This is a genomic window from Pseudomonas sp. Bout1 (assembly GCF_034314165.1).
Taxonomy (GTDB): Bacteria; Pseudomonadota; Gammaproteobacteria; order Pseudomonadales; family Pseudomonadaceae; genus Aquipseudomonas.
Genome location: NZ_JAVIWK010000001.1, coordinates 1,276,401 through 1,303,383, shown reverse-complemented (window position 1 = coordinate 1,303,383; position 26,983 = coordinate 1,276,401). Strand labels below are relative to the sequence as shown.

Sequence of the window (26,983 nt, the reverse complement as noted above, 5' to 3'; positions counted from 1 at the left end):
GCTCCCACCTTTTGATTTGTGAATACATTCAAAGGTGGGAGCTGGCTTGCCTGCGATGAGGCCCGCAGCCATAAGCGGATTTCCGCTCACCCCCTTTGATTCATCAGCGATTTTCCGCTCAAAAATTTCCGCAAACCCTTCTAGACCGGGCCTTCATCCGCTTGGCACAGCTCCTGCTACAGCCCAGCCAGGCTGCGCTCGCGCGCGCTCCACAAAAACAATTAGATGAAGGATCCTTAAATGGATAACTCCAACTCCCTGCCTCTGGGTTCGGCGGCTGCGCCGGCAAAAGAACGCACCACCTCCAGTCGTATCAAGTCGATCTTCAGCGGATCAATCGGCAACATGGTCGAGTGGTACGACTGGTACGTCTACGCGGCTTTCTCGCTGTATTTCGCCAAGACCTTTTTCCCGAAAGGCGACACTACTGCCCAACTCCTGAACACCGCCGCGATCTTCGCCGTGGGTTTCCTGATGCGCCCGATCGGTGGCTGGCTGATGGGCCTGTACGCCGACAAGGTCGGTCGCAAAAAAGCCTTGATGGCTTCCGTGTACGTGATGTGCTTTGGCTCGCTGCTGATTGCCCTGAGCCCGGGTTATGAAACCATCGGTATCGGCGCACCGATTTTGCTGGTGTTCGCGCGCTTGCTGCAAGGTTTGTCGGTGGGTGGCGAATACGGCACCTCGGCCACTTACCTGAGTGAAATGGCGACCAAGGAACGTCGCGGTTTCTTCTCCAGCTTCCAGTATGTGACCCTGATCTCCGGCCAGCTCATCGCGCTGGGCGTACTGATCATCCTGCAGAACTTCCTGACCACCGAAGAGCTGTACGCGTGGGGCTGGCGTATCCCGTTCGCCATCGGCGCCCTGTGTGCGGTAGTGGCGCTGTACCTGCGTCGCGGCATGGAAGAAACCGAGTCGTTCACCAAAAAAGAAAAGGCCAAGGAAAGCGCAATGCGCACCTTGATGCGCCACCCCAAGGAACTGATGACCGTGGTCGGCCTGACCATGGGCGGTACGCTGGCGTTCTACACCTACACCACCTACATGCAGAAATACCTGGTGAATACCGTCGGCATGAGCATCTCCGACTCCACCACCATTTCGGCTGCGACGTTGTTTCTGTTCATGTGCCTGCAACCCATCGTTGGCGGGCTGTCGGACAAGGTTGGGCGCCGGCCGATCCTGATTGCCTTCGGCATCCTCGGCACGCTGTTCACCGTGCCCATCCTCACCACCCTGCACACCATCCAAAGCTGGTGGGGCGCGTTCTTCCTGATCATGGCGGCGCTGATCATCGTCAGTGGCTACACCTCGATCAACGCGGTGGTGAAAGCCGAACTGTTCCCGACTGAAATCCGCGCGCTGGGCGTAGGCCTGCCGTATGCGCTGACGGTGTCGATCTTCGGCGGTACCGCCGAGTACATCGCGCTGTGGTTCAAGAGCATCGGCATGGAAACCGGTTACTACTGGTACGTCACCGCGTGTATTGCGGTGTCGCTGGTGGTGTATGTGACCATGAAGGACACCCGCAAGCATTCGCGGATCACCACGGACTAAGGTTCGGCAGCTGTAAAAAAGGGGCCATGTCATTGACTGACATGGCCCCTTTTTCATTCAGCCTCAAGACAGCTCGGCAGCCGCCTGGCGCCCATACCGGCGCTGGGCATACGCCGCCCCGGCAATCATCACTACCAGCACCGCCGCCAATACCGCCGACGAGCCGATGGTGCCAAAGTCCAGCCCGCCCTTTTCATGGGGTTTGATCAGGAAGTCACCCAAGGTTGCGCCGAATGGCCGGGTCAGTACAAACGCGACCCAGAACAGCAGCACCGACGAAATCCGCGTGAAGTATTTAAGCAACACGCCAGGGTGATCTGAGGAAGTTTGTTCATTGTGCAGAAGGCTCCAAAGGCTCAGTCTTTCAATCGGTCGACGTATAGGGGGTGTCGACCTGGCGCGCAGACTGAACCGGGAGCTGTGAAAAATAGGTGGGGGCTGTATGAAAATTCCATCCAGATGATAGAAATCCGCTGCGCTGGATTGCACTATGATGCCCTCCCGAACCGCGCAACAGGAACCCCGGCCATGTCCGACGATATCCATTTCTACGAACCCGCCAACGGCCACGGCCTGCCCCACGACCCGTTCAATGCCATCGTCGGCCCGCGCCCGATTGGCTGGATTTCGTCCCACGACAGCCAGGGCCGACTGAATCTGGCGCCCTATAGTTTTTTCAATGCGTTTAACTACATTCCGCCGATCATTGGGTTTTCCAGTGTCGGGCGCAAAGACAGCCTGAACAACATCGAACAGACCGGCGAATTCGTGTGGAACCTGGCCACCCGCCCGCTGGCCGAGCAGATGAACCAGAGTTGCGCGCCGGTATCGCCCGAGGTCAACGAGTTTGAATTGTCCGGCTTGACCCCGGTGGCTTCAAAGGTGGTCGCCGTGCCGCGTGTGGGTGAAAGCCCGGTGTCGTTCGAGTGCAAAGTGACGCAGATCATTCAGCTGCAGCGAGCCGACAAGGAGTTGGTGCCAACCTGGCTGGTGCTCGGCGAGGTGGTTGCGGTGCATATTGCCAAGTGGCTACTGAAGGACGGCGTGTACGACACCGCTGCCGCCGAGCCGATCCTGCGTGGAGGCGGCCCGGCGGATTATTTTCAGTTGGGGCCAGAGGCGCTGTTCAAAATGTACCGCCCCGGCGCCGCGCAACGCTGATTGGCATGCAAAAAAATGTGGGAGCGGACTTGCCCGCTCCCACAGTTGGATCGGCGGTTTCTTAGTTAGCGGCAGTTGCCCAAGTGAGTTGACCGTCTTCGTCTATATGGACCAAGCACTCAAGTTGCAGCGCCGCCGCATCATCGGCGTCATCAGCGGTCTTGAAGGTCTGGCCATCGAGGATCTTGTGAAAGCGCGGTGCGCCCATGCCATCCAGCGCCTTCACGGCGATGGCGGCGCTATAGCCACCCTCATCTTCACGCACCAAGGCGGAAACGGCTTCGTGTTGGGCAAACTCTTTACGTGCCATGTTGCAGGTCCTGGCCAATGGGAAAGGCGGCCATTCTAAAGCACTAGCCCGCCAGTTGCAGGTACTCGCCATAGGCGTTTGCCGCCGAGGCGTCGGTAAAGGTCTGGAAGTCCATGCTGCGGACCACCATGTCATTCAACAGCTCGGTGAAGACCATCAGCGCCGGCGAGTTGAAGTAGGCACTCATCGCCTGCTCGCTGCTCCAGAAGCCCGAGACCAACCACACATCCGGGTCGGCCAGGGAATGCTGCAACGAAAATTGCAGGCAACCCTGTGCCTGGCGGCCCGGTTCGATCAAACTGCTCAAGCGTGCACCCAGTTCGGTGCTGCACCCGGTACGGGCACGGATAAAGGCCATATGGCTCGCGGGAATGGGGGTGGACATGTTCGACTCTCCCGTTGAGAAGTGATGCTCGGCAAGCACTGTGAGGGCGTGTTGCCACAGGATCAAAGATACTGGCGCGGGCATGGATGCAGTTAGTCTATTCCTGCCGGCTTATTGCACAATCCTGCGAGATGCGTAGGTATAACAATCGGCCTGCGGATTTTATTCCCGGCATGACCGCCGTATTTCAGGCGGATGACAGCCGCCGGCTTGCCTGATTCGCATTTTTTCGCAGGATCAGGCAAGGATTGTGCAGAATCGAAGTACCGCTTTTTGCAAAGCCACCTTTAAGCTGTGCCCATCGTCAAAGCACCAGAGGATATGCCATGTCGTCGCCCGAACTTTGCCCCACGCCCCTCGACGCCGATATGGAAAAGCAGCGCGCAGAACTCGCCGGCATCGTGCGCCGGCACACATGGGAGGATGGTTCCTACGGTACGGCGATCACTTCGCTGTACCTCAACCGCCATAACACCCCGCGCGACTTCATGCCGGTGCTGGTGGAGCCTGCCCTGTGCATCCTCGCCCAGGGCCGCAAGGAAGTGCGCCTGGCAGACGAAGTATTCGCCTACGACCCGCTCAATTACCTGGTGTTCTCGGTCTCGATGCCGGTGGCCGGGCGCATCCTTGACGCAACGCCGGAAGATCCCAACCTGTCGATTCGGGTGAATATCGACCCGGCACAGATCACCGCACTGATTGCCGAAGCCGGCCCCATGGGCGTGCCCACACGCCCGACGTCCCGCGGGATGTATGTCGACCGACTGGACACCCAACTGCTCGACGCCGTGCTGCGCCTGACCCGATTGTTGGACACACCGAAAGACATCGCGATGCTGGCGCCGTTGATCAATCGCGAAATCCTCTATCGCATGTTGCGTGGCCCGCAGGGTTATCGGCTGTATGAAATCGCCGTCGCCAATAGTCAGAGCCATCGGGTCAGCCAGGCGATCAGTTGGTTGAACGGCAACTACGAACAGCCGCTGCGCATTGATGACCTGGCCAAGGAAGTAAACCTCAGCGTCTCGACCCTGCACCACCGTTTCAAGGCGATGACCGCCATGAGCCCATTGCAATACCAGAAGCAACTGCGCTTGCAGGAGGCCCGGCGATTGATGATCTCCGAGGGCCTGGAAGCCTCGGCGGCGGGGTATCGGGTGGGCTATGAAAGCGCCTCGCAGTTCAGTCGCGAATACAGCCGGCTGTTTGGTGCGCCGCCCTTGCGGGATCTGGCCAGGTTGCGCCAGAGCGTCTAGCCGCGGTTATAACGCCGGGCACTACCCCATGTAGTGAGGGAGCTTGCTCCCGCTGGACTGCGCAGCAGTCCCATCTTTTGGGGCCGCTTCGCGCCCCAGCGGGAGCAAGCTCCCTCACCACAAGCACTCAATCACTTCCAGTATGGGTGGCCGCTAATCCAGGCCGCGGGGTAGTTGCAAGGTCACCCGCAAACCACCCTCGCGCAAATTCTGCAAACTCACTTCACCGCCATGGCTGTGGGCAATGTTGCGGGCAATACCCAGGCCCAGGCCATAACCCTGCTGCTGCCCGGCCAGGCGGAAGTGCGGTTCGAAGACTTGCTCCAAGCGCTGTTCCGGCACGCCCGGGCCTTCGTCGTCGACATGGAGGATGAACTGCGCACCGTCGTCTTCGATATGCAAATGCGCGTTCTGCCCGTACTTCAATGCGTTGTCGATCAGGTTGCCAATGCAACGCTTGAGTGCCAGCGGCTTGCCCGGATACGTCGTTAGCGCGCGGCCATGCTGGGTCACACGCCCGTTGCCGTTGGGCGCCAGGTAGGGCTCTACCAGGCAGTCGAGTACGTGGTTGAGGTCCACCGGCTCGATGTTTTCGTGGATATCGGTGTCTTTGACGCACTGCAGCGCGCCTTTGACCAGCAACTCCAGTTCATCCAGGTCGCGACCGAATTTGATTTGCAGGTTTTCGTCCTCCAGCAATTCCACCCGCAACCGCAAGCGTGTGATGGGCGTGCGCAAATCGTGGGAAATCGCACTGAACAACTGGCTGCGTTCAGTCAGGTAACGGCTGATGCGTTCGCGCATCGCATTAAAGGCCCGGCCCACTTCCACCACTTCGCTGCCGCCGCCTTCGGCCACCGGCTCCACGTCGGCGCCCAGGGACATGTCCCGTGCGGCGCGTGCCAGGCGCTTGAGCGGACGGCTTTGCCAGTGCACCAACAGGCCGATAAACAGCAACAGGAAGCCGCTGGTGAGCACGATGAACCACACCTGCTGGTAGGGCAGGCCTTGCTCTTCGAGGCTGGTATAAGGCTCGGGCAACAAGGACGCGATGTACAGCCATTCGCCCTGCGCCAGTTGGATCTGGGTCACCAGCACCGGTGGGTTGACCGGCTCCAGGGTCAGCGCGTAATGCGCCCAGGAACGCGGCAATTCATCGAGTTTCAAGCCGGCATTGAAAATACGCAGGTCTTCGGCACTGACGAATTCCACCGACACATGCACATCGCTGCCCAGGGTCTGGCGCAGCACTTCCTCGACGGCGCCGAGCACCGCGTGCTTGCGCGGGGTTTCCGGCAACACCGCCATGTCCAACGGCTTGTCGTTGAGGGTCACCACAAACCGGGTGCCGCCCATGCTGCGCAATTGGTCCAGCACCAGCGGCCGAAAGGCCACGGGCAACGAACGGAAATAACTCACGCTGGCGGTCATCGAATGCGCCAGGCTGCGAGCCGCCGTCACCAGGCCTTCGAGCTGGGTGGCGCGCAGTTGCGACACCCAGATCACGCTGGACAACGCTTGGGCGAACAGCACGGCCAACAGGGTCAGCAGTAACATCCGCCCCAGCAACGAGCGCGGCACCGGGACCCGCCGGCGCAGTTCACGCAGGCGCTCAGTGGGCATTGCCGGCAACCACGCTGGCTGCCAATTGATAGCCACTGCCGCGCACGGTGCGGATCAGCCGGGGTGGTTTTTCGGTGTCGCGCAGGCGTTGGCGCAAGCGGCTGACGGCCATGTCGACAATCCGGTCCAGCGGCATCAGGTCGCGGCCACGGGTGGCGTTGCCGATGGTGTCGCGGTCGAGGATTTGCTGGGGATGGTCAAGGAACAGTTTCAGCAGGGCAAAGTCGGCACCGGAGAGAATCACTTCCTCGCCGTCGACGTGGAACAGCCGGTGGCTGACCATGTCCAGGCGCCACTCGCCAAACACCAGCACCTCGCCACCGCTGCGCTCCTGGCCAAACTGGGCGCGGCGCAGCAGCGCCTTGACCCGCGCCTGCAGCTCGCGCGGGCTGAAGGGTTTGCCGATGTAATCGTCGGCGCCCAGTTCCAGGCCGATCACGCGGTCGGCCTCGTCGGAACTGGCGGTGAGCATGATGATCGGCACCTGCGCCTGGCGCGGGTGCTGGCGGATCCAGCGGCAAAGGCTGAAGCCGTCTTCGTCCGGCAGCATCACATCAAGGATCACCAGGTCGCACGGCGCTTCGTTCATCGCCTGGCGGAACCCCGCGCCATCCGGCACACCGCGCACCTGGAAACCGGCGCGGCTGAGGTAGGTTTGCAGCAATTCGCGGATTTCCTGGTCGTCGTCGACCAGGAGAATGGATTTACTGATTACGCTCACGGGGTCGTCCTTGTTGTTAGGGATGGGACGGGCTTAATAATTCGTTGTTCTGGAGGGCCTCATCGCAGGCAAGCCAGCTCCCACATTTGGAATGCATTCCCCTGTGGGAGCTGGCTTGCCTGCGATGGCGCCATCACTGCCTAGGCAAATGCCTGCTCCAGCGCTACACCTGCCCCGGTCAAACCGGAATACGGTGCGGTCACCAGCCACACCGGAATGCCTTTGAAGTAGTCGCTCATGCAGCCTTTGTCGCCAAAACTCTTGGCAAAACCACTTTTGATAAAGAAGTCGGCAAAGCGCGGTATCACGCCGCCAACGATGTATACCCCACCACGACCGCCGGTGGTCAGCACGTTGTTACCGGCGACGCGGCCCAGCCAGATACTGAACTGGTCCAGCACTTCCAGGGCAATCGGGTCGCCCGCCAGGCCAGCAGCCGTGATGGCCTCGGGGGTTTCCAGGACCGCCTCATGGCCGTCCACCGCGCAGATCGCCCGGTACAACCTCGGCAAACCACCACCGCTCAAGGCGGTTTCAGCGCTGACATGGCCGATCTCAGTGTAGATGTGCTGCCACAGCTGGGCTTCGCGCGGGCTGCTCACCGGCAGGTCGACATGGCCGCCCTCCCCCGGCAATGCCGCCCAACGGCCGCCGCCGAGGTCGAGCAGGGTGCCTACGCCCAGGCCAGTGCCCGGGCCGATTACCACGGCCGGGCGCAGCGGCTCCGGCGTACCTTCGCACACCACGCGAAATTCGTCCGGCTTCAGGCGGGTCATGCCCAGCGCCATGGCCGAAAAATCATTCACCAGCAGCAGTTCGTCCACCTGCAAGGTTTTGCAAAAAGCAGTCTTGCTCAGGCGCCAGTGATTGTTGGTGAATTTAAATTCATCTCCACTCACCGGCCCCGCAACCGACAGGCACACCGCACCGATCGAGCCGATCGCCAGGCCTTCTTCCTTCAGATAGACCTGGATCGCCTCTTCGGGGCTGGCATGATCCGCCGTCGCGTGGACGCGGATCGAGTGCAGCGCCTGATCCCGCCACAACGCAAAACGGGCGTTGGTACCACCGATATCACCGACCAGCGCAAGCTTCACTTAAGTGTCTCCAGGGCAGAGGTAAAGGCGCTGGCGCCCTGCTCTGCGGAGCTTGCGGCCAGACGCATAAACGCAAACAGCTCGCGACCGGCCCCCACGTTATTGCCCAGAAGGCCCGTGGCAGGCGTGCGCGCTGCAAATTCTTCGGCGTCCACCTTAAGCTCCAAGGTGCCTTTGACGCCATCCACACGAATAATATCGCCATCGCGCACACGTGCCAGTGGCCCGCCGCTCTGAGCTTCGGGGTTGACATGAATCGCGGCGGGAATCTTACCCGACGCGCCGGACATGCGCCCGTCTGTTACCAGGGCAACCTTGAAACCACGATCCTGCAAAACGCCGAGGAACGGGGTCATCTTGTGCAATTCCGGCATGCCATTGGAGCGCGGGCCCTGGAAGCGCATCACGGCGACAAAGTCTTTTTCCAGTTCACCGGCCTTGAACGCGTCGGCCAAGTCTTGTTGGTCCTGGAACACCACCGCCGGCGCTTCGACGATTTGGTGCTCGAGCGCCACGGCGGAGACTTTCATCACACCACGGCCGAGGTTGCCTTCCATTACCCGCAAGCCGCCTTCCGGGGAAAACGCACGGGCCACGGGACGCAGGATGGTTTCGTCGAGGCTTTCGATCGGGCCTTCACGCCATACCAGTTCGCCGTCCACCAGGAACGGTTCCTGGGTGTAGCGGCTCAGGCCATGACCGGCCACGGTGTTGACGTCGTTGTGCAGCAGCCCGGCCTCCAGCAGTTCGCGGATCAGGAACGACATGCCGCCCGCCGCCTGGAAGTGGTTGATGTCAGCCTTGCCGTTTGGATACACGTGGGACAGGGTCGGCACCACCTCGGAGAGGTCAGCCATGTCATCCCAGGTCAGGATGATGCCCGCCGACATGGCGATGGCCGGCATGTGCAGGGTGTGGTTGGTGGACCCGCCAGTAGCGTTGAGGGCAATGATGGAGTTGACGATGGATTTCTCGTCGACGATCTCACCGATCGGCGTGAAATTACCGTTGGCTTTGGTCAGGCGCGTGACCTGATGCGCAGCTTCGCGGGTCAGGGCGTCACGCAGCGGCGTGTACGGGTTGACGAACGAGGCGCCCGGCAAGTGCAGGCCCATCACTTCCATCAGCAATTGGTTGGTGTTGGCGGTGCCGTAAAAGGTGCAGGTACCGGGGCTGTGGTAGGACTTCATCTCCGATTCCAGCAGCTCTTCGCGGGTGGCCTTGCCTTCGGCGTAGCGCTGGCGCACGTCGGCTTTCTGTTTGTTGGAGATACCCGACGGCATTGGCCCGCCCGGTACGAAGATCATCGGCAGGTGGCCGTAGCGCAAGGCGCCCATCATCAGGCCAGGCACGATCTTGTCACAAATGCCCAGCATCAGCGCCGCGTCGAACATGTTGTGGGACAGCGCTACCGCCGTCGACATCGCAATCACTTCACGACTCAGCAGGCTGAGTTCCATGCCTGGCTCGCCCTGGGTCACGCCGTCGCACATGGCGGGAGTGCCGCCAGCGAACTGACCCACGGAGCCGACTTCACGCAGGGCTTTTTTGATTTGCTCGGGGAAATGTTCGTACGGCTGGTGGGCCGAAAGCATGTCGTTATATGACGAAACAATTGCCACGTTGGCGGCGTTCATCATACGCAGGCTGTTTTTGTCTTCGGTGCCGCAGCCGGCCACGCCGTGGGCAAAGTTGGCGCACTGCAGCTTGCCGCGCATCGGACCGTCGCTGGCAGCGCCGCGAATGAGCGCAAGGTATGCCTCACGGGTTGCACGGCTGCGGGCGATAAGCCGTTCGGTGACCTCAAGTACGCGGGGATGCATGTATAGAACTCCAGGCTAACGGATATGGCGACCTGAAAGTCTATGCTGGTCAAAAGCCCGCCGCGAAGAGGTTGGCAGGGTGTTGCTTGACCAATCGGACCAGTTGATTCAGGTCACTCGTTGTAGATTGAACAAAATATTGCCACTAAAAAGGCTTGTTTTCTATTTTTATGCGAATAATCTTGTAATTCTTACAACAAATCGACGACAGGCACCTTCCAATGACTCTACGTATCGCTATCAATGGTTTTGGCCGTATTGGCCGTAATGTCCTGCGCGCACTTTATACCCAAGGCTACCGTCAGGATTTGCAGATCGTCGCCATCAACGATCTTGGCGACAGCTCGATCAATGCCCACCTGCTTAAATACGACACCGTCCACGGTACTTTCGATGCAGAGGTCGCCCACGATCAGGAAAGCCTGACCGTCAATGGTGACCGGATTGCCGTGAGTGCCATTCGTAACCCCGCCGACCTGCCGTGGGCTGCACACAAAGTGGATGTGGTGTTCGAATGCACCGGCCTGTTCACCGACCGCGACAAGGCGGCCGCCCATATTACCGCCGGCGCGCGCAAGGTGATCATCTCCGCCCCGGCCAAAGGCGCCGATGCCACCGTGGTGTACGGGGTAAACCATGACATTTTGCGTCAATCCCACCAGATCATCTCCAACGCTTCCTGCACCACCAACTGCCTGGCGCCGGTGGCCCAGGTGCTGCACCGCGAGCTGGGCATCGAAAGCGGCTTGATGACCACCATCCACGCCTACACCAACGACCAGAACCTGACCGACGTCTACCACACCGACCCGTACCGGGCGCGCTCGGCCACCCAGAACATGATCCCGAGCAAGACCGGCGCCGCCGAAGCCGTGGGCCTGGTGCTGCCGGAACTGGCAGGCAAGCTGACCGGCATGGCCGTGCGTGTACCGGTGATCAACGTGTCGCTGGTAGACCTCACCGTACAGCTGAAAAAAGAAGCCAGCGCCGAACAAGTCAACGCGCTGCTCAAAGAAGCCAGCCAGCACTCGAAAATCCTCGGCTACAACACCCTGCCGCTGGTTTCCAGTGACTTTAACCACAACCCGCTTTCGTCGATCTTCGACGCCAATCACACCAAGGTCAGCGGCAAACTGCTGAAAGTGCTCGCCTGGTACGACAACGAGTGGGGCTTCTCCAACCGTATGCTGGATAACTGCCTGGCGCTGTGCAACGCCGAATAAACCAGCGGTGCTCACCTCTCCTGTAGGAGCTGGCTTGCCTGCGATTGCATCACCGCGGTCCACCTGACAGACCGCGTGGACTGCATCGCGGGCAAGCCCGGCTCCCACAGGGCCTTGCTTCATGCTCAAAAATAGCCCCTTGCCATTTGCGTTGATGATAAGCATTATCATTCGCTGCAAATCGGTCTGGTATCTCTGTGAGCCAATCTCGCTTCAACCAAGTCTTCCTTACCCAACGGGTGATCCTGCTGCGCACCTTGCAGCGCATGGTGAACAACCACAGCACCGCCGAGGACCTGCTGCAGGAAACCTACCTGCGCGTTACCCGGGCCTTGAGCGAACGGCCGATCGACCACCTCGAACCCTTCGTGTACCAGACGGCGCGCAACCTTGCGCTGGATCACCTGCGCGCCCGCAGGATTCAGGCCCGCACCCTGCAGGAAGATGTCCCGCTGGACGTGCTGCAAAGCATCGCCTCGCCCGTCAGCACCCCCGAAGACGCAACCCAGGCCGAGCAATTGCTGGAGCACCTGAGCGTCAGCCTCGGCCAGTTGAGCGCCCGTCAGCAGCAAATTTTCATCCTCAGCCGCCTGCACGGTTGCAGCTATCAGGAGATCGCCGACAAGCTCGATGTGTCCCTGAGCACCGTGCAAAAGGAACTGAAATTGATCATGGCCATCTGCATAGGTGTGGCCGAAAGACTGGATCGCCCTTAAGCTTTGTCGGCACAGTCTGTAGGACTATTGATTAAAACGTGGCGAAGACCCGAGGAACACCGTGACGGATCCGAATAAACGGCACCCCCATGAGCTGGCTCATGAGGTGTTGCAAGACGCGGCCATGGACCAAGCCCTCGACTGGCTGATCGCCTTGCAGTGCCCGCAACCCGGGCAGCAGGCGGCGTTTGAAGCCTGGCTCGCCAGCGATTCGCTGCACGCCGAAGCCTTTATCAAGGCCCAGGCCGCCTGGGGCGGCGCACCGGTGCACAGCGCTGCGGTCGCCCTGAATGCGCCGCGCAAGCCCAGCGCCTGGCGCCGTATCAAGCCTCACTGGAAACCCCTGGCCACCGCCGCTGTGTTGCTGTTGGGCCTGTTCAGCTTCAGCAACCTGCCCATGCGCCTGCAGGCCGACCACCTGACCGTGGTGGGCGAGCGCCAACGCCTGCAACTGGACGATGGCTCGAAAGTGCTGCTTAACACCAACTCCGCCTTCTCCAGCAGCATCAAGGACCACCAGCGCATCGCCCGCCTGTACCAGGGCGAGGCGTTTTTTGAAGTGCTGCCCAGCCGTGGCCTGCCGCTGGAAATCGACGCCGGCCCGGTGCGCGCCAGCGTGCGCGATACGTCTTTCGCAGTGCGCTACCTGAACGGTGAAGCCCAGGTTCAGGTGCAGCGTGGCGATGTCGACCTGAGCAATACGTTTGACGACGCGCGAGTGCGCCTGAGCGCCGGTGAAAGCATCCGCATCGGGCCCAAGGGCTTCGGCCAACCCGCCAAGCTTGATACCACCAAGGACCTGGCCTGGGTCGACGGCCGGCTGATTTTCGAAAACTGCCCGATGAGCGAAGTGCTGGCCGAGTTGCGCCGCTATTACCCCGGCTGGATCGTCAACAACAACGACAAACTCGCCAGCGTCGCGGTCACCGGCAATTACCGCCTCGACCAGCCGCTGGACGTGGTGCGCTCGCTGGCCCACATCACCTCGGCCAAGCTCTCGGAATACCCGGCGCTGGTGATCCTGAACTAAATGAGAATTATTTTTACTCGATAGCCATCGACGGTACGTCTCGTTATAGCCAATGCAACTGATTCCTATTTGATTCAGTGTCGCAACTATAAGATTCGTACCTTCCGGAGCGCTCTCGATGTCCTCTCGTTTCAACCGCCGGTCCTCTTCGCCCGTTCGCCGCCACGGCTTGTCGCTGCTGACAGCTGCCATTCTGTTGGCCGGTGCACCCGTCATGGTCGCCAGCGCCGCAGAGCCCGCTACCCGCAGCCAGGGCAATTACAGCTTCAGCATCGAGCAGCAATCCCTGGTCTCGGCGCTCAACGCCTTCACCGCCGTGACCGGCTGGCAAGTCGGCCTGCCCGCCGAGCTGGGCCAGGGTGTGTCATCCCCTGGCGTGCGTGGCTCGTTGCCGGCGGATAAAGCCCTGGACCGGCTGTTGGTGGGGACCAACCTGGGCTATCGCAAACTGAGCAATAACAACATCGTGCTGGAAAAGCGCGCCGTCGCTGGCGCCATCACCCTGCAACAAATGACCATCAGCGCCACCCGCCAGGAACAGGCCGTGGACAGCGTGCCCAGCACCGTGACCGTGCACGAGCGCGAAGACCTGGACCGCCAGAACGTCAACACCATCCGCGAGCTGGTGCGCTATGAGCCGGGTGTTTCGGTCGGTGGTGCCGGCACCCGCTCCGGCAATGCCGGCTACAACATTCGCGGGATCGACGGCGACCGCATCCTCACCCAAGTGGACGGTGTCGAAGTCCCGGACAACTTCTTCAACGGCCCCTACGCCAAGACCCGTCGCAACTACGTCGACCCGGAAATCGTCAAGCGCGTGGAAATCCTGCGCGGCCCGGCATCGGCTTTGTACGGCAGCAGCGCCATCGGTGGTGCGGTGAGCTATTTCACCCTCGACCCCAGCGACATCATCAAGCCTGGCCAGGATTTCGGGGCGCGCCTGAAGACCGGCTACAGCTCCGCCGACGAGAGCTGGCTGACCTCCGGCACCGTTGCCGGGCGTGTGCAAGACTTCGACGGCTTGCTGCACCTGAGCCAGCGCAATGGCCATGAAATGGAATCCTACGACGGCAATAACGCCACCGGCCTGGCCCGTACCGGTGCCAACCCGGAAGATGCGCGCACCACCAACGTGTTGGCCAAATTGGGCTGGAACTACGGCGAAGACAACCGTCTGGGCCTGACCTACGAGAAGTTCAAGGATGATCGCGACACCAACCTGAAAAACGCGATTGGCGGCCCGTTCGTCGGTGGCCGGGGCTTTAACTTCTACCGTGGCCGTACGGGCAACGACACCATCACCCGCGAGCGTTTCGGCATCGAAAACAAGTTCGCCCTCGACTCGCCGATTGCCGATCACATCAAGACCAGCCTCAACTACCAGATCGCCAAGACCGACCAGACCACCGCAGAAATCTACCAGCCATCGCGCAAGGTATTGCGCACCCGCGAAACCCTGTACGAAGAGAAACAGTGGGTATTCGATGCGCAATTGGACAAGGCTTTCAGCATCGGTGAAACCGACCACGTAGTGACCTACGGCACCACCCTCAAGCAGCAGAAAGTCACCGGTTCCCGCGAAGGCGCCGCGACCTGCCTGGCGGTGGGCGCAGGCTGCACCGCCATCGGCGCACCGAGCCCATCGGCCGGCGACAGCGTGAAAAAAGCCAGCGACTTCCCCGACCCGACGATCAACTCCTACGCGCTGTTTGCCCAGGACCAGATTGCCTGGGACAAATGGACCTTCCTGCCCAGCGTGCGTTACGACTACATCCAGCTCAAACCCAAGCTGACTCAGGAGTTCCTCAACACCGTTGACCCGACACGCATCTACGACCACAGCGACTCGGAAAAAAACTGGCACCGTGTAACGCCCAAGTTCGGCGTGACCTACGCGCTGACCGAGCAATACACCTGGTTCGGCCAGTACGCCGAAGGCTATCGCACACCGTCGGCCAAGGCTTTGTATGGCCGCTTTGAAAACCTGCAACAGGGCTACACCGTCGAACCCAACCCGGACCTCAAGCCAGAAAGCAGCCGCGGTGTTGAAACCGGGATTCGCGGCAACTTCGACGCGGGCTCCTTTGACGTGGCGGTGTACTACAACAAGTACCGTGATTTCATCGATGAAGACGCCTCCGTCGCCGGTGGCACCGTGCAGCAGTTCGAAGCCAACAACATCAAGCACGCCACCATCAAAGGCGTGGAAGCCAAGGGCCGCTTGAACCTGGACGCATTCGGCGCACCGCAGGGCCTGTACACCAAAGGTTCGATTGCCTACATCTACGGGCGCAATGACGACAACGGCGAACCGCTCAACAGCGTCAACCCGCTCAAGGGCGTGTTTGGCCTGGGTTATGACCAGCAGAACTACGGTGCGCTGGTCAGTTGGACCCTGGTCAAGAAACAGGACCGCGTCGACAGCACCACCTTCTTCGCTCCCGACGGTAACAGCGCCAACGGCCCGTTCAAGACCCCGGGTTTTGGCATCGTCGACCTGACCGGCTTCTACAAGGTCACCAACGATGTGACCATCAACGGTGGCTTGTACAACCTCACCGACAAGAAGTACTGGAACTGGGATGACGTGCGCAGCTACGACAGCGTCGGCGAAGCCGGTGTGACCGGCCCGGCCAACCTCGACCGCCTGACCCAGCCGGGCCGCAATTTTGCGATCAACCTGATCTGGGACATCTGATCAATGGAGCCTCACCCCGCCGGAATTTAATCTTCGGCGGGGTGAGGATTTTTTACTGTGACGCGTCTTCTGGTTCGTCTAGTTCATAACAGCCTGGCAACCAGACGCTTTCTCTTCCCAAGGACTCCCCGATGACCGCCTCCCCTATCGCAGAACGTGCAGCCCTGCGCTCCCAGCGCCTGAACCAGATTACCAACGAGCCGCACACCAAGCTGGACGCACTGGTGAAGGCTCATGCCCCGTTTGAAACCCAAGCCAACTTCGCCCGCTTCGTGGTCGCGCAATACCTGTTCCAATCGGAACTGGTCGCGCTGTACAACGATGCCGAGTTGATCAAGGTCATCCCTGACCTGGCCGAACGCTGCCGTGCTGAAGCTGCCAGGCTGGACCTGGGCGACCTGGACACCGAAGTGCCCGCCCCGGTGGCAGGCGCGGTGAAAAACCCGAGCAAGGCCCAAGCCCTGGGTTGGCTGTTCGTGTCCGAAGGCTCCAAGCTGGGCGCCGCGTTCCTGATCAAGCGTGCCGTGGGCCTGGGCTTGAGCGAAACCTTCGGGGCCCGTCACCTGGGCGAACCGGCTGGCGGTCGCGCTGAAGGCTGGAAGAGTTTCACCCGCACCCTCGATGCGCTGGAATTCACCGCCGAAGAAGAAGCCGAAGTAGAAAAAGGTGCGGTTGATGCGTTCGTGCGCTTCACCGTGTTGCTGGAACAGGCGTACGCTAGCGCCCCTGAGCTGGCCTGACTTTTCTGTAGCAACCCAATCAATGTGGGAGCTGGCTTGCCTTCAATAGCATCAACTGGGCGTACCTGATGCACCAAGTTGCCTGCATCGCAGGCAAGCCAGCTCCCACATGTGATCGGGTTTCAGTCCCTATAATCTGCAACCCACTCCACCCTGCAAGCCCCACTAAAATGACCGGCAAAACCCAATCCTCATCCAAAATCGCGCGCATTCTGTTCGGCCTGCTGGCCTACGTCAGCCTGGGCATCGGCTTGGTTGCGATTGTGATACCGGGCTTGCCCACCACCGAATTCATCCTGCTGGCCGCCTGGGCCGCCACCAAAAGCTCCCCGCGCTTGAGCGCCTGGCTGGAAAACCACCGGCTCTTTGGGCCGATCCTGCTCAATTGGCGCAATGGCAAGATCATCGCCCGCCGCGCCAAAGTCAGCGCCACCGTGAGCATGTTGCTGTGCGCCGGCCTGATGCTGGTGATGCTCGACCATGGCTGGCCGATCTACCTGGCCATCGCCGGAATGAGCATGGGCAACCTGTGGATCTGGTCACGGCCGGAACGATTGCCCCAGCCCATCTGACCCCGCACCTACCGCTCATCGGCTCCCGCTCATGAACCGCCGGCCCAAGCCGATGTTCCGGGCATAGCGCCGAATGGACTTGGCAATGCTGCGTGCATACCAATAAGTCCATTCGCGGGTAAACCTATGTTCGACACCCTTTCCATTCGCTTGAAAATCGTGCTGTTGTCCGGTCTCTGCCTGCTGGGGGTGATTGCCCTTGTGGTCGGCATGAACCTCTACCAGACCAACCAGAACGATGAACTGATCAGCACTTCAAGCTCGCGAATGCTCACCGACAGCGTGCAGAACCTGCTGCAGGCCAAGGCCGCCGAACAAGCGGTGCAACTGCAAAAGACCTTCGGTGAAAGCCTGTTGGTGGTCACAGCCCTCGCCGACCAGATCAAGGACCTGCGCACCCTGGCCGGCAAGCGCTCGCTGGACGCCGGAGCCTTGCGTGAAGAACTCAACCACAGCCTGAAAACCGCCTTCGACCGCAACAGCAAGGTGCTCGGCATCTGGCTGTCGTTCGAGCCCAACGGCCTGGATGGCAAAGACAGCGAGTTCGTCAACGATGCGGCCCGTGTGTCCAACGACAAAGGTCGATTCTCCAGCTACTGGAGCCGCGCCGGCGGTGAAGGCCTGAACACCGTGATGGTCGAGGACGACCTGACCAAGACCACCCTCAACCTCAGCGGCACGCCCTACAACATCTGGTACACCTGCCCACGGGATACCCGCAGCACCTGCCTGCTGGACCCGTACGAAGACACCGTGGCCGGCAAACCGGTGTTGATGACCACCATCTCCCTGCCGCTGCTGGTAGACGGCAAAGTGATCGGCGTGGTCGGTATCGACCTCGCCCTCAACGCCCTGCAAGCGGCGACCGATACAGCGCGACAGGAGCTGTTTAACGGTGCCGGGATTCTGGAAATCCTTTCCGGCAGCGGCTTGATCGCCGGCTACAGCGGCGAACCCGCCAAAGTCGGCAAGAACCTGGTCGATACCCTCGGTGCCGAAGGCAAAGAGATCGTGCAACTGCTGGCCAGCGATACCCGCAAGATCCGCGAGGAAGACGACACGATCCGCGCCGTGTACCCGGTCAAGCCCATTGCCGACGCCAAGTCCTGGGGCATCGTCATCAAATTGCCCAAGCAAGTGCTGCTGGCTGACGCCCACAAACTCCAGGCCGTGCTGGACAAGTCCCAGGCCAGTGGCACCTTCAAGGCGTTGCTGGTGGGCGCGGCTGCCGGCCTGGTGGGCCTGTTGCTGATCTGGCTGACCGCCACCGGCGTGACCCGGCCGATCAACAGCGTGGCGGCCATGCTCAAGGAAATCGCCAGCGGCGACGGTGACCTCACCCAGCGCCTGGCCTACGCGAAAAAGGATGAGTTGGGAGAACTGGTGAACTGGTTCAACCGCTTCCTCGACAAGCTGCAGCCGACCATCGCGCAGATCAAGCAAAGCATCACCGAAGCCCGTGGCACCGCCGACCAATCCTCGGCCATCGCGCGCCAGACCAGCGAAGGCATGCAGGTGCAGTTCCGTGAAATCGACCAGGTGGCCACGGCCTCGAATGAAATGAGCGCCACTGCCCACGACGTGGCTAATAGCGCCTCCAACGCCGCCAGCGCTGCGCGAGGCGCCGACCAGTCGGCCCGTGAAGGCATGCAGATTATTGAGCGCAGCACCCGCGACATCACCACCCTGGCCGAGGAAGTCAGCAAGGCCGTGACCGAAGTCGAAGCCCTGGCGGTGAACAGCGAACAAATCGGTTCGGTACTGGAAGTGATCCGCAGCATCGCCGAGCAGACCAACCTGCTGGCGCTGAACGCCGCGATTGAAGCGGCGCGGGCCGGGGAAAGCGGGCGTGGTTTTGCGGTGGTGGCCGACGAGGTGCGCAACCTGGCCAAACGCACCCAGGATTCGGTGGAAGAGATTCGCCTGGTGATCGAACGCATCCAGACCGGCACCCGTGGGGTGGTGGCGACCATGCATTCAAGCCAGAGCCAGGCGCAGAACAACGCCGGGCAGATTCATCAAGCGGTGCAGGCGTTGGGCAAGATCAGCGATGCGGTGACGGTGATCAGCGACATGAACCTGCAAATCGCCAGCGCCGCCGAGCAGCAAAGTGCGGTGGCCGAAGAGGTCAACCGCAACGTCTCGGCGATCCGCACGGTGACCGAAACCCTGACCGGCCAGGCCACCGAGTCAGCGGCCATCAGCAGCCAACTCAATGCCCTGGCCAGCCAGCAGATGAAGCTGATGGATCAGTTTCGGGTTTAAACCCCGGTCCAGGCGGCCACAAACGGCGCCAGGTCTTCTTTCGGGGCCGTACGCGGCGGGTTTTGTGGGGTGCCCAGGTAGAGGAAGCCAATCACTTCCTCATCCGCTGTCAGACCCAACCCTTTGGCGACGTGGGCCGAATACGACAACTCGCCGGTGCGCCACACCGCACCGACCCCCTGGGCGTACGCCGCCAGCAGAATCCCGTGGGCCGCACAGGCTGCCGCCAGCAGTTGCTCGGACTTCGGCACCTTGAAGTGTTCTTGCAGACGGGCGATTACGACAACAACCAACGGCGCACGCAGCGGGCCATTTTGCGCCTTGTCGATAAACGCCTGGGGCGCGTCGGCGTCTTGCAGGCGGGCCGCCTCGGCCAGCAGCGTGCCCATGCGCTCACGTGCCGCACCTTCCACCGTCAGGAAGCGCCAAGGCCGCAGTTGGCCGTGGTCGGGCGCACGCATGGCGGCAGCGAACAGCAGGTCGCGCTGCTCCTGGGTCGGTGCCGGGTCCAGCAATCGCGGCACGGAAACACGGTTGAGCAAAGCGTCGAGAGCCTGCATTGGCCACCTCCAGAGAAAAATGTGCAGTCATTCTAGCGGGAATGAATCGGATACCACCAAACGATAATTGCTCTTATTCAATCCGCCCTGCCCTGTTAGACTTTGCGGCCTTATTTTCAGCCTACGTTCAGGAAGACTGATGTCCCGTTCGCCCCTTCGCCTGTCTGCACTATTGATGGCCCTGAGCCTGAGTGCCTGCGATGACGCCCCGCGATTCACCAAGGCTGAACCCGGTGAAGCCAGGGCGGGTGGCGCGACAACGGTGCGCAAGACCGACCAGAACGCCTTCTCGCTGCCCGCAGCCAACCTGTCGCCGACCCGGCGCCTGGACTTCAGCGTAGGCAACAGTTTCTTTCGCAGCCCCTGGGTGATTGCTCCGTCCACCACCACCGCCCGCGATGGCCTGGGGCCGCTGTTCAATACCAACGCCTGCCAGAACTGCCATATCAAGGATGGCCGTGGTCATCCGCCATTGCCCGATGCGCCCAACGCCGTGTCGATGCTGGTGCGCCTGTCGATCCCGGATGCACCGCCCTATGCGAAGGTCATCGAGCAACTGGGTGTAGTCCCCGAGCCGGTCTACGGTGGGCAATTGCAGGACATGGCCGTGCCCGGCGTCGCCCCGGAAGGCAAGGTGCGGGTCGACTACACCCCGCTCAACGTCAGCTTCAAGGACGGCACCGTCGTCGAGTTGCGCAAGCCGGCGCTGAATATCACCCAGCTGGGCTACGGCCCGATGCACCCCGACACGCGCTTCTCGGCCCGGGTCGCGCCGCCGATGATCGGCCTGGGGCTGCTTGAAGCGATCCCCGAGGCCGACCTCCTGCGCAACACCGACGCGAAAACCGCCGACAAGGAAGCCATCGTCGGGCGGGCGAATTGGGTCTGGGACGACGCGCAACATCAGACCGTACTCGGCCGATTTGGCTGGAAAGCCGGGCAACCGAATCTCAATCAACAAAATGTTCACGCGTTCTCTGGTGATATGGGCCTCACTACCTCCCTGAGACCGTTCGATGACTGCACCGACGCACAAGTGGCCTGCAAACAGGCGCCCAACGGCAATGGCCCGGGCGGCGAGCCCGAGGTCAGCGACAACATCCTGCGCCTGGTGCTGTTCTACACCCGCAACCTGGCCGTACCCGCCCGCCGCGACGTCAACGCGCCGCAGGTGCTGGCCGGAAAAAACCTGTTCTACCAGGCCGGTTGCCAGGGCTGCCACACCCCGCAATTCACCACGTCGCCCACGGCTGCCGAACCTGAACTGGCCAACCAGGTGATTCGTCCCTACAGCGACTTGCTACTGCACGACATGGGTGACGGCCTTGCCGACAACCGAACCGAATTCAAGGCCAGTGGCCGCGACTGGCGCACGCCGCCGTTGTGGGGCATTGGCCTGACGCAAGCCGTGAGTGGCCACACCCAGTTGTTGCATGACGGCCGCGCCCGCAACGTGATGGAGGCCGTGCTGTGGCACGGCGGTGAAGCCCAGGCAGCGCAGCAGCATGTGTTGTCTTTTAATGCCGAGCAGCGCGCGGCGTTGCTGGCATTCCTGAATTCTTTATAAGCTTTGTCCTAATTACAGAAGGGAGCTCGACATGTTCCGTCCCAAGTTGTTGTTCACCAGCCTTGCCGCCCTCGCCCTCGGTGCGTGCTCGCCCCAGGACCCGCAAGCGGTGACCTCGGCAGCCATCGCCAAACAAGTGATCCTGCCGACCTACAGCCGTTGGGTGGAAGCCGACCGCCAACTGGCCGTCAGCGCCCTGGCCTACTGCCAGGGCAAGGAAAGCCTGGAGACCGCGCGCGCCGACTTCCTGCACGCGCAAAAAGCCTGGGCCGAGTTGCAACCGCTGCTGATCGGCCCGCTGGCAGAGGGCAACCGCTCCTGGCAGGTGCAGTTCTGGCCAGACAAGAAAAACCTGGTGGGCCGTCAGGTCGAGCAACTGGTGACTGCCCAGCCGCAGATCGACGCCGCCGCACTGGCCAAATCCAGCGTCGTGGTGCAAGGCCTGTCGGCCTACGAATACATCCTCTACGACGCCAAGACGGATCTCGCGGACGAGACACAAAAAGCCCGTTACTGCCCGCTGCTGGTAGCCATCGGCGAGCGCCAGAAACTGCTCGCCGAAGAAATCCTGTCGAGCTGGAACAGCACCGACGGCATGCTGGCGCAGATGACCAAGTTTCCTAACCAGCGCTACGCCGATTCCCACGAAGCCATCGCCGACCTGCTGCGGGTGCAAGTCACTGCGCTGGACACCCTGAAGAAAAAACTCGGCACCCCGATGGGCCGCCAGAGCAAGGGTATTCCGCAGCCATTCCAGGCGGATGCGTGGCGCAGCCAGTCGTCCCTGCAAAGCCTGGAGGCCAGCCTGGCTGCCGCCCAGACCGTCTGGGCCGGCGTCGACAACAAAGGCCTGCGCGGCCTGTTGCCTGCCGATCAAAAGCCATTGGCCGACAAGATCGACGCCGCGTATGCCGCGTCCCTGAAACTGTTCGCCAGCACCCAGCGTTCACTCAATGAACTGCTGGCCGACGATGCCGGGCGCCAGCAACTGAACGACCTCTACGACAGCCTCAACGTGGTCCACCGCCTGCACGAAGGCGAGCTGGCCAAGGCGCTGGGCATTCAACTGGGCTTTAACGCCAACGACGGTGACTGATGATGCTCAGGCGACAGGCTTTGGCGATCGGCAGCGTGCTGCTCAGTGCAATTACCCTGGGTGGCTGGACGCTGTCCAAGCAGAAGGGCAAAAGCCCGCTGCTGCTCTCGGCGCGCGATGACAGTGACGGCAAGCACTACGCCGTCGGCTTCCAGCTGGACGGCAAGCAGGTGTTTGCCACCGAGGTTGGCCAGCGCTGCCACGACATCATCAACCACCCGTCGCTGCCGATTGCGCTGTTTGTCGCCCGCAGGCCGGGTACCGAGAGTTATCTGATCGACTTGCGTGACGGGGCGCTGCTGCAAACCATTACCTCCAACGCCAATCGCCACTTTTATGGGCATGCGGTGGTGCACAGGGATGGCGAGTGGTTGTATGCCACCGAAAACGACACATCTGATCCGGGTCGCGGCTTGCTGGGCGTGTATCGGTTTGAGGGTGAGCGGCTGGTGCACACCGGCGAGCTTTCTACCCATGGGATTGGGCCGCATCAGGTCTCGTGGATGCCTGACGGTGAAACGCTGGTAGTGGCTAACGGCGGGATTCGTACCGAGGCTGAAAGCCGGGTCGAGATGAACCTGAATGCCATGGAACCGAGCCTGGTCTTGATGCAGCGTGACGGTACGCTGTTGAGCAAGGAAGCCCTCGGCCAGCAAATGAACAGTGTGCGGCACATGGGGATCGCCAGTGACGGTACGATCCTCGCCGGGCAGCAGTTCATGGGGCCGTCTCACGAGCGCTCGGAGCTGCTGGCGATCAAGCGGCCGGGGCAGCCGTTTGTGGCGTTTCCGGTGGCCGACGAGCAGTTGCAGGCCATGGGGCACTACACCGCCAGTGTGGCAGTGCACAGTGAGTTGCGACTGGTAGCGTTGACGGCGCCGCGGGGGAATCGGTTCTTTATCTGGAACATGGACAGTGCGCAGTTGCTGCTGGACGGGCCCTTGCCGGATTGTGCCGGGGTGGGTGCAGTGGCTGATGGGTTTGTGGTGACCTCGGGCCAGGGGCGTTGCCGGTTTTATGATTGCCGGCAGATGCCGCTGGTGGCTACGCCGCTGGAGTTACCAGCGGGGCTTTGGGATAACCATCTGCACCTGGTTTGATCGGGGGCCTATCCGTCGCTGTGGCAACGGATAGGCACTCAATCAAGAAACCACTGCCTGGCGCACCTGCTTCTCCAGTTCAGCCTTCAACCCCGGAGCCAACTCAAGTTGGCGCGCCAGTTCATCGAGATATGCCTTCTCCATGAAGTTCTCCTCATCCACCAACATCACACTGGCGATGTACATTTCGGCAGCCATCTCAGGCGTGCCGGCAGCCCGCGCCACGTCAGCCGGATCCAGCGGTTTGTTCAGCTCCGAATGCAACCAGTGCTGCAGTTCCTGATCGTTATCCAGCTTCACAAACTCCCCTTCGATCAACGCCCGTTCCCGCTCATCCACATGCCCATCCGCCTTGGCCGCCGCCACCAGCGCCTTGAGAATCGCCTGGCTATGCACCTCGACCTGAGCGGCAGGCAACCGGTCGATCGTCTGCGGCTCACCCTGGGGCGCACCGGCCTGCTGCGCCTGCCAGTTTCCGTAGGCCTTGTAGGCAATCACGCCCAACGCGGCCAGCCCGCCGTAGGTCAGCGCCTTGCCGCCAAATTTCCGGGCTTTCTTGTTGCCCAGCAATAGCCCCATGGCGCCGGCGGCGAGCGCTCCACCGCCCGCGCCGCCGAGCAGGCTACCCAACCCGCCCCCGCCCAACAGGCCGCCGAGCGCGCCTTTATCGTCTGACTTGCGCGGCCCGCCAGCCTTGTTCTGCAACATGTCCTGGCCGGATTTAAGCAGTTGATCGAGCAATCCACGGGTATTCATTCACAGCCTCCAGAAACTCAAGTTCACAGGACCAATAGGCTCACAGCGTAAAACCAAGTGCCAAAAACCTGCCGATCTAGAGTGCTTCCAGATGTAACGCGCTTACCCCTCAATTAAAACGATATACACTCGAACAAATCTATAAAAACACCCCACTGGTAATTCCAGCATGATGACCTTGCGTCAAATCCGTCACTTCATCGCCGTGGCCGAGACCGGCTCGATCTCCGCCGCCGCCCAGACCGCCTTCATCTCCCAGTCCACCCTGACCCTGGCGATCCAGCAACTGGAGCAGGAAATCGGCGTCAACCTGTTCAACCGCCACGCCAAGGGCATGACCCTCACCCACCAGGGCCACCAGTTCCTGCGCCAGGCGCACCTGATCCTCGCCACCGTCGACAACGCCAAGCGCAGCCTGCAACAGAGCACCGACCAGGTGGCCGGGCAGTTGATCATCGGTGTGACCAGCCTGGTCGCCGGCTACTACCTCGCAGACTTGCTCACCCGCTTCCAGCGCGCCTACCCCAATGTCGAAATCCGCGTGATGGAGGACGAACGCCCCTACATCGAACACCTGCTGGTCAGCGGTGAAATCGACGTCGGCGTGCTGATCCTCTCCAACCTCGAAGACCGCCACGCCCTGCAAACCGAAGTGCTCACCCACTCGCCCCACCGTTTATGGCTGCCGGCCCAGCACCCGCTGCTGGAACACGACAGCATCAACCTCGCCGATGTAGCGCGTGAACCACTGATTCAGTTGAACGTCGATGAAATGGGCCACAACGCGCAACGCATGTGGACCGGCGCGGGGCTACAACCGCGCGTCACCTTGCGCACCGCCTCCACGGAAGCCGTACGCAGCTTGGTCGCCGCCGGCCTGGGCGTGTCGATCCAGCCAGACATGACCTACCGCCCCTGGTCCCTGGAGGGCGACATTATCGAGGCCCGGCCGATTGCCGACCTCAGCCAAACCCTCGACGTGGGCCTGGCCTGGCGCCGGGGCACGGCGCGCCCGGCGCTGGTGGACCCGTTCCTGACGGTAGCCCGCGAACAGCCCCACCCGCGCAAGCCATCTATTTAATCGAATGCTGCTTTCAGTATTTAGTATTTGTTGACCTCGCGCCTGACCTCTAGTCTCTGCTTATCCCATAAGAGAAGGTCAGGCGCCTTGTAAGAGAACGCCCATGACTACACAAGAAAAGAGATCGCGAAAAATGTCTGGCGCGCCCACACCGCTGCTCACTGCGTTGCTGATCGACGGCGAACTGGTCGCAGGCCAGGGTTTTGTCGAGCCGATCATCAACCCGGCCACCGGGGAAATCCTCACCCATATCGCCGAAGCCAGCACCGAGCAGGTTGAGGCCGCGATCCTGGCCGCCCACCGCGCCTTTGCCGGCTGGTCACGCACCACGCCCCAGCAACGTTCAAACATTCTCCTGGGCATCGCCGATGCCATCGAAAAGCAAGCCGACTACCTCGCCCGCCTCGAATCGCTGAACTGCGGCAAGCCGTTGCACCTGGCGCGCCAGGACGATTTGAGCGCCACTGTGGATGTGTTCCGTTTCTTCGCCGGCGCCGTGCGCTGCCAGACCGGGCAACTGAGCGGTGAATACCTGCCGGGCTATACGAGCATGGTGCGCCGCGATCCGATTGGCGTGGTCGCCTCGATTGCGCCGTGGAACTACCCGCTGATGATGGCCGCCTGGAAAATCGCCCCGGCCCTGGCCGCCGGCAATACCCTGGTGTTCAAGCCCTCGGAACATACACCGCTGTCGATCCTGGCCCTGGCGCCCGTGTTCAGCCAACTGTTGCCACGTGGTGTGATCAACATTGTGTGTGGCGGCGGCGAAGGTGTCGGCAGCCATTTGGTCAGCCACCCTAAAGTGCGTATGGTCTCGTTGACCGGCGATATCGTCACCGGGCAAAAAATCCTCCAGGCCGCCTCCAAGACACTCAAGCGCACCCACCTGGAACTGGGCGGCAAGGCCCCGGTGATCGTGTGCAACGACGCCGACCTGCAAGCCGTGGTCGAAGGCGTGCGCGCCTATGGGTATTACAACGCCGGCCAGGACTGCACCGCCGCGTGCCGTATCTACGCCCAGGCCGGGATTCACGACAAGCTGGTGGCCGACCTCGGCGCTGCCGTCAGCAGCCTGCGCTTTGCCGGCAAGCGCGATGCCGACAACGAACTCGGCCCGCTGATCAGCACGCGCCAGCGCGACCGCGTGGCCAGTTTTGTCGAGCGCGCCCTCGGCCAACCGCATATCGAACGCATCACCGGCGCCGCCGTGCATTCCGGCGCGGGTTTCTTCTACCAGCCAACGCTACTGGCCGGTTGTAAACAGAATGATGAAATCGTGCAGCGCGAAGTGTTCGGCCCGGTGGTCACCGTGACCCGCTTCGACGAGCTGGAACAGGCCGTGGACTGGGCCAACGACTCGGAATATGGCCTGGCCTCCTCCGTGTGGACCCAGAACCTGGACAAGGCCATGCAGGTTGCGTCGCGCCTGCAGTACGGCTGCACCTGGATCAACAGCCATTTCATGCTGGTCAGCGAAATGCCCCACGGCGGCTTGAAACGCTCGGGTTATGGGAAAGATCTGTCCAGCGATTCGCTACAGGACTACAGCGTGGTGCGGCACATCATGGCGCGCCACGGCCAGCATCTTTAAAACAACAACTACGCTCATGCACCACCTGCTGCAAAAACTGCCCCGACCATAA

23 protein-coding genes and 2 pseudogenes are annotated in these 26,983 nt (G+C 61.4%); 16 read left to right on the top strand and 9 right to left on the bottom strand.

Annotation, left to right across the window (positions count from 1 at the left end; genetic code table 11):
* Positions 1–240: 240 nt before the first annotated feature.
* Entirely contained in the window at positions 241–1,560 is a 1,320-nt protein-coding gene (locus RGV33_RS05850; RefSeq protein ID WP_322143464.1) for an MFS transporter, read from the top strand.
* 63 nt (positions 1,561–1,623) lie between these two features.
* Here the strand turns inward: RGV33_RS05850 and RGV33_RS05845 are convergent.
* Positions 1,624–1,866, bottom strand: a pseudogene (locus RGV33_RS05845) (hypothetical protein); the annotation flags it as partial.
* A gap of 222 nt (positions 1,867–2,088) precedes the next feature.
* Here RGV33_RS05845 and RGV33_RS05840 point away from each other — a divergent pair.
* On the top strand, positions 2,089–2,721 hold the full coding sequence (locus tag RGV33_RS05840) for a flavin reductase family protein (RefSeq protein WP_322143463.1): 633 nt from the start codon (positions 2,089–2,091) through the stop codon (positions 2,719–2,721).
* 61 nt (positions 2,722–2,782) lie between these two features.
* On the opposite strand, the gene RGV33_RS05835 is transcribed toward RGV33_RS05840, so the two are convergent.
* Together RGV33_RS05835 and RGV33_RS05830 are read right to left on the bottom strand one after the other, a co-directional pair.
* Entirely contained in the window at positions 2,783–3,031 is a 249-nt protein-coding gene (locus RGV33_RS05835; RefSeq protein WP_322143462.1) for a hypothetical protein, read from the bottom strand.
* Between the two features lie 43 nt (positions 3,032–3,074).
* On the bottom strand, positions 3,075–3,416 hold the full coding sequence (locus RGV33_RS05830; protein ID WP_322143461.1) for an antibiotic biosynthesis monooxygenase family protein: 342 nt from the start codon (positions 3,414–3,416) through the stop codon (positions 3,075–3,077).
* Positions 3,417–3,742: 326 nt separating this feature from the next.
* Between RGV33_RS05830 and RGV33_RS05825 the strand changes: the two genes are divergently transcribed.
* The gene (locus RGV33_RS05825) at positions 3,743–4,672 is read left to right on the top strand and encodes an AraC family transcriptional regulator (RefSeq protein ID WP_322143460.1); all 930 of its coding nucleotides are present in this window, start codon (positions 3,743–3,745) and stop codon (positions 4,670–4,672) included.
* A 153-nt stretch (positions 4,673–4,825) separates the two neighbouring features.
* On the opposite strand, the gene RGV33_RS05820 is transcribed toward RGV33_RS05825, so the two are convergent.
* The 4 genes from RGV33_RS05820 to edd all read right to left on the bottom strand — a co-directional run bounded on the left by RGV33_RS05820 (position 4,826) and on the right by edd (position 9,936).
* Positions 4,826–6,295 (bottom strand): ATP-binding protein, encoded by a 1,470-nt coding sequence (locus RGV33_RS05820; RefSeq protein ID WP_322143459.1) that lies wholly within the window; start codon positions 6,293–6,295, stop codon positions 4,826–4,828.
* Entirely contained in the window at positions 6,285–7,016 is a 732-nt protein-coding gene (locus RGV33_RS05815) for a response regulator (RefSeq protein ID WP_010169994.1), read from the bottom strand. The genes RGV33_RS05820 and RGV33_RS05815 overlap by 11 nt, the downstream gene beginning before the upstream one ends.
* A 140-nt stretch (positions 7,017–7,156) precedes the next feature.
* A complete protein-coding gene (locus RGV33_RS05810; protein ID WP_322143458.1) occupies positions 7,157–8,113 on the bottom strand; it encodes a glucokinase in 957 nt (318 codons plus the stop codon).
* Positions 8,110–9,936: a phosphogluconate dehydratase gene (gene edd / locus RGV33_RS05805; protein WP_322143457.1), complete on the bottom strand. Its 1,827-nt coding sequence runs from the start codon at positions 9,934–9,936 to the stop codon at positions 8,110–8,112. Before edd ends, RGV33_RS05810 begins: the two co-directional genes overlap by 4 nt.
* A gap of 221 nt (positions 9,937–10,157) precedes the next feature.
* Here edd and gap point away from each other — a divergent pair, with 221 nt between their 5' ends.
* From gap to RGV33_RS34175, 8 genes and pseudogenes are all read left to right on the top strand, one after another.
* A complete protein-coding gene (gene gap / locus RGV33_RS05800; protein WP_003214117.1) occupies positions 10,158–11,159 on the top strand; it encodes a type I glyceraldehyde-3-phosphate dehydrogenase in 1,002 nt (333 codons plus the stop codon).
* Positions 11,160–11,356: 197 nt separating this feature from the next.
* On the top strand, positions 11,357–11,875 hold the full coding sequence (locus tag RGV33_RS05795) for a sigma-70 family RNA polymerase sigma factor (RefSeq protein ID WP_322143456.1): 519 nt from the start codon (positions 11,357–11,359) through the stop codon (positions 11,873–11,875).
* Positions 11,876–11,936: 61 nt separating this feature from the next.
* On the top strand, positions 11,937–12,905 hold the full coding sequence (locus tag RGV33_RS05790) for a FecR family protein (RefSeq protein WP_322143455.1): 969 nt from the start codon (positions 11,937–11,939) through the stop codon (positions 12,903–12,905).
* A 118-nt stretch (positions 12,906–13,023) separates the two neighbouring features.
* Positions 13,024–15,603: a TonB-dependent receptor gene (locus RGV33_RS05785; RefSeq protein WP_322143454.1), complete on the top strand. Its 2,580-nt coding sequence runs from the start codon at positions 13,024–13,026 to the stop codon at positions 15,601–15,603.
* Positions 15,604–15,734: 131 nt separating this feature from the next.
* On the top strand, positions 15,735–16,343 hold the full coding sequence (locus tag RGV33_RS05780) for a biliverdin-producing heme oxygenase (protein ID WP_322143453.1): 609 nt from the start codon (positions 15,735–15,737) through the stop codon (positions 16,341–16,343).
* Between the two features lie 170 nt (positions 16,344–16,513).
* On the top strand, positions 16,514–16,915 hold the full coding sequence (locus RGV33_RS05775; protein WP_322143452.1) for a YbaN family protein: 402 nt from the start codon (positions 16,514–16,516) through the stop codon (positions 16,913–16,915).
* A gap of 126 nt (positions 16,916–17,041) precedes the next feature.
* A pseudogene (locus RGV33_RS34180) lies at positions 17,042–18,322 on the top strand (HAMP domain-containing protein); the annotation flags it as partial.
* Positions 18,323–18,424: 102 nt separating this feature from the next.
* Positions 18,425–19,180: a methyl-accepting chemotaxis protein gene (locus RGV33_RS34175; RefSeq protein ID WP_371132077.1), complete on the top strand. Its 756-nt coding sequence runs from the start codon at positions 18,425–18,427 to the stop codon at positions 19,178–19,180.
* On the opposite strand, the gene RGV33_RS05765 is transcribed toward RGV33_RS34175, so the two are convergent.
* On the bottom strand, positions 19,177–19,740 hold the full coding sequence (locus tag RGV33_RS05765; RefSeq protein WP_322143450.1) for an NAD(P)H nitroreductase: 564 nt from the start codon (positions 19,738–19,740) through the stop codon (positions 19,177–19,179). The two genes, RGV33_RS34175 and RGV33_RS05765, sit on opposite strands and share 4 nt — an antisense overlap.
* A 139-nt stretch (positions 19,741–19,879) precedes the next feature.
* On the opposite strand from RGV33_RS05765, the gene RGV33_RS05760 reads away from it, so the two are divergent.
* The 3 genes from RGV33_RS05760 to RGV33_RS05750 are packed head-to-tail and all read left to right on the top strand — an operon-like array spanning position 19,880 to position 23,503.
* The gene (locus RGV33_RS05760; protein ID WP_322143449.1) at positions 19,880–21,307 is read left to right on the top strand and encodes a di-heme oxidoredictase family protein; all 1,428 of its coding nucleotides are present in this window, start codon (positions 19,880–19,882) and stop codon (positions 21,305–21,307) included.
* Between the two features lie 31 nt (positions 21,308–21,338).
* Positions 21,339–22,403: an imelysin family protein gene (locus RGV33_RS05755; protein WP_322143448.1), complete on the top strand. Its 1,065-nt coding sequence runs from the start codon at positions 21,339–21,341 to the stop codon at positions 22,401–22,403.
* 2 nt (positions 22,404–22,405) lie between these two features.
* On the top strand, positions 22,406–23,503 hold the full coding sequence (locus RGV33_RS05750) for a DUF1513 domain-containing protein (protein WP_322148623.1): 1,098 nt from the start codon (positions 22,406–22,408) through the stop codon (positions 23,501–23,503).
* A 42-nt stretch (positions 23,504–23,545) separates the two neighbouring features.
* Here RGV33_RS05750 and RGV33_RS05745 read toward each other — a convergent pair whose 3' ends face one another.
* Complete coding sequence (locus RGV33_RS05745; RefSeq protein ID WP_322143447.1) at positions 23,546–24,259, bottom strand: tellurite resistance TerB family protein; 714 nt, start codon at positions 24,257–24,259, stop codon at positions 23,546–23,548.
* A 169-nt stretch (positions 24,260–24,428) separates the two neighbouring features.
* On the opposite strand from RGV33_RS05745, the gene RGV33_RS05740 reads away from it, so the two are divergent.
* On the top strand, positions 24,429–25,340 hold the full coding sequence (locus RGV33_RS05740) for a LysR family transcriptional regulator (RefSeq protein WP_003209548.1): 912 nt from the start codon (positions 24,429–24,431) through the stop codon (positions 25,338–25,340).
* A 133-nt stretch (positions 25,341–25,473) separates the two neighbouring features.
* On the top strand, positions 25,474–26,931 hold the full coding sequence (locus RGV33_RS05735) for a gamma-aminobutyraldehyde dehydrogenase (RefSeq protein WP_322143446.1): 1,458 nt from the start codon (positions 25,474–25,476) through the stop codon (positions 26,929–26,931).
* Positions 26,932–26,983: the final 52 nt, after the last annotated feature.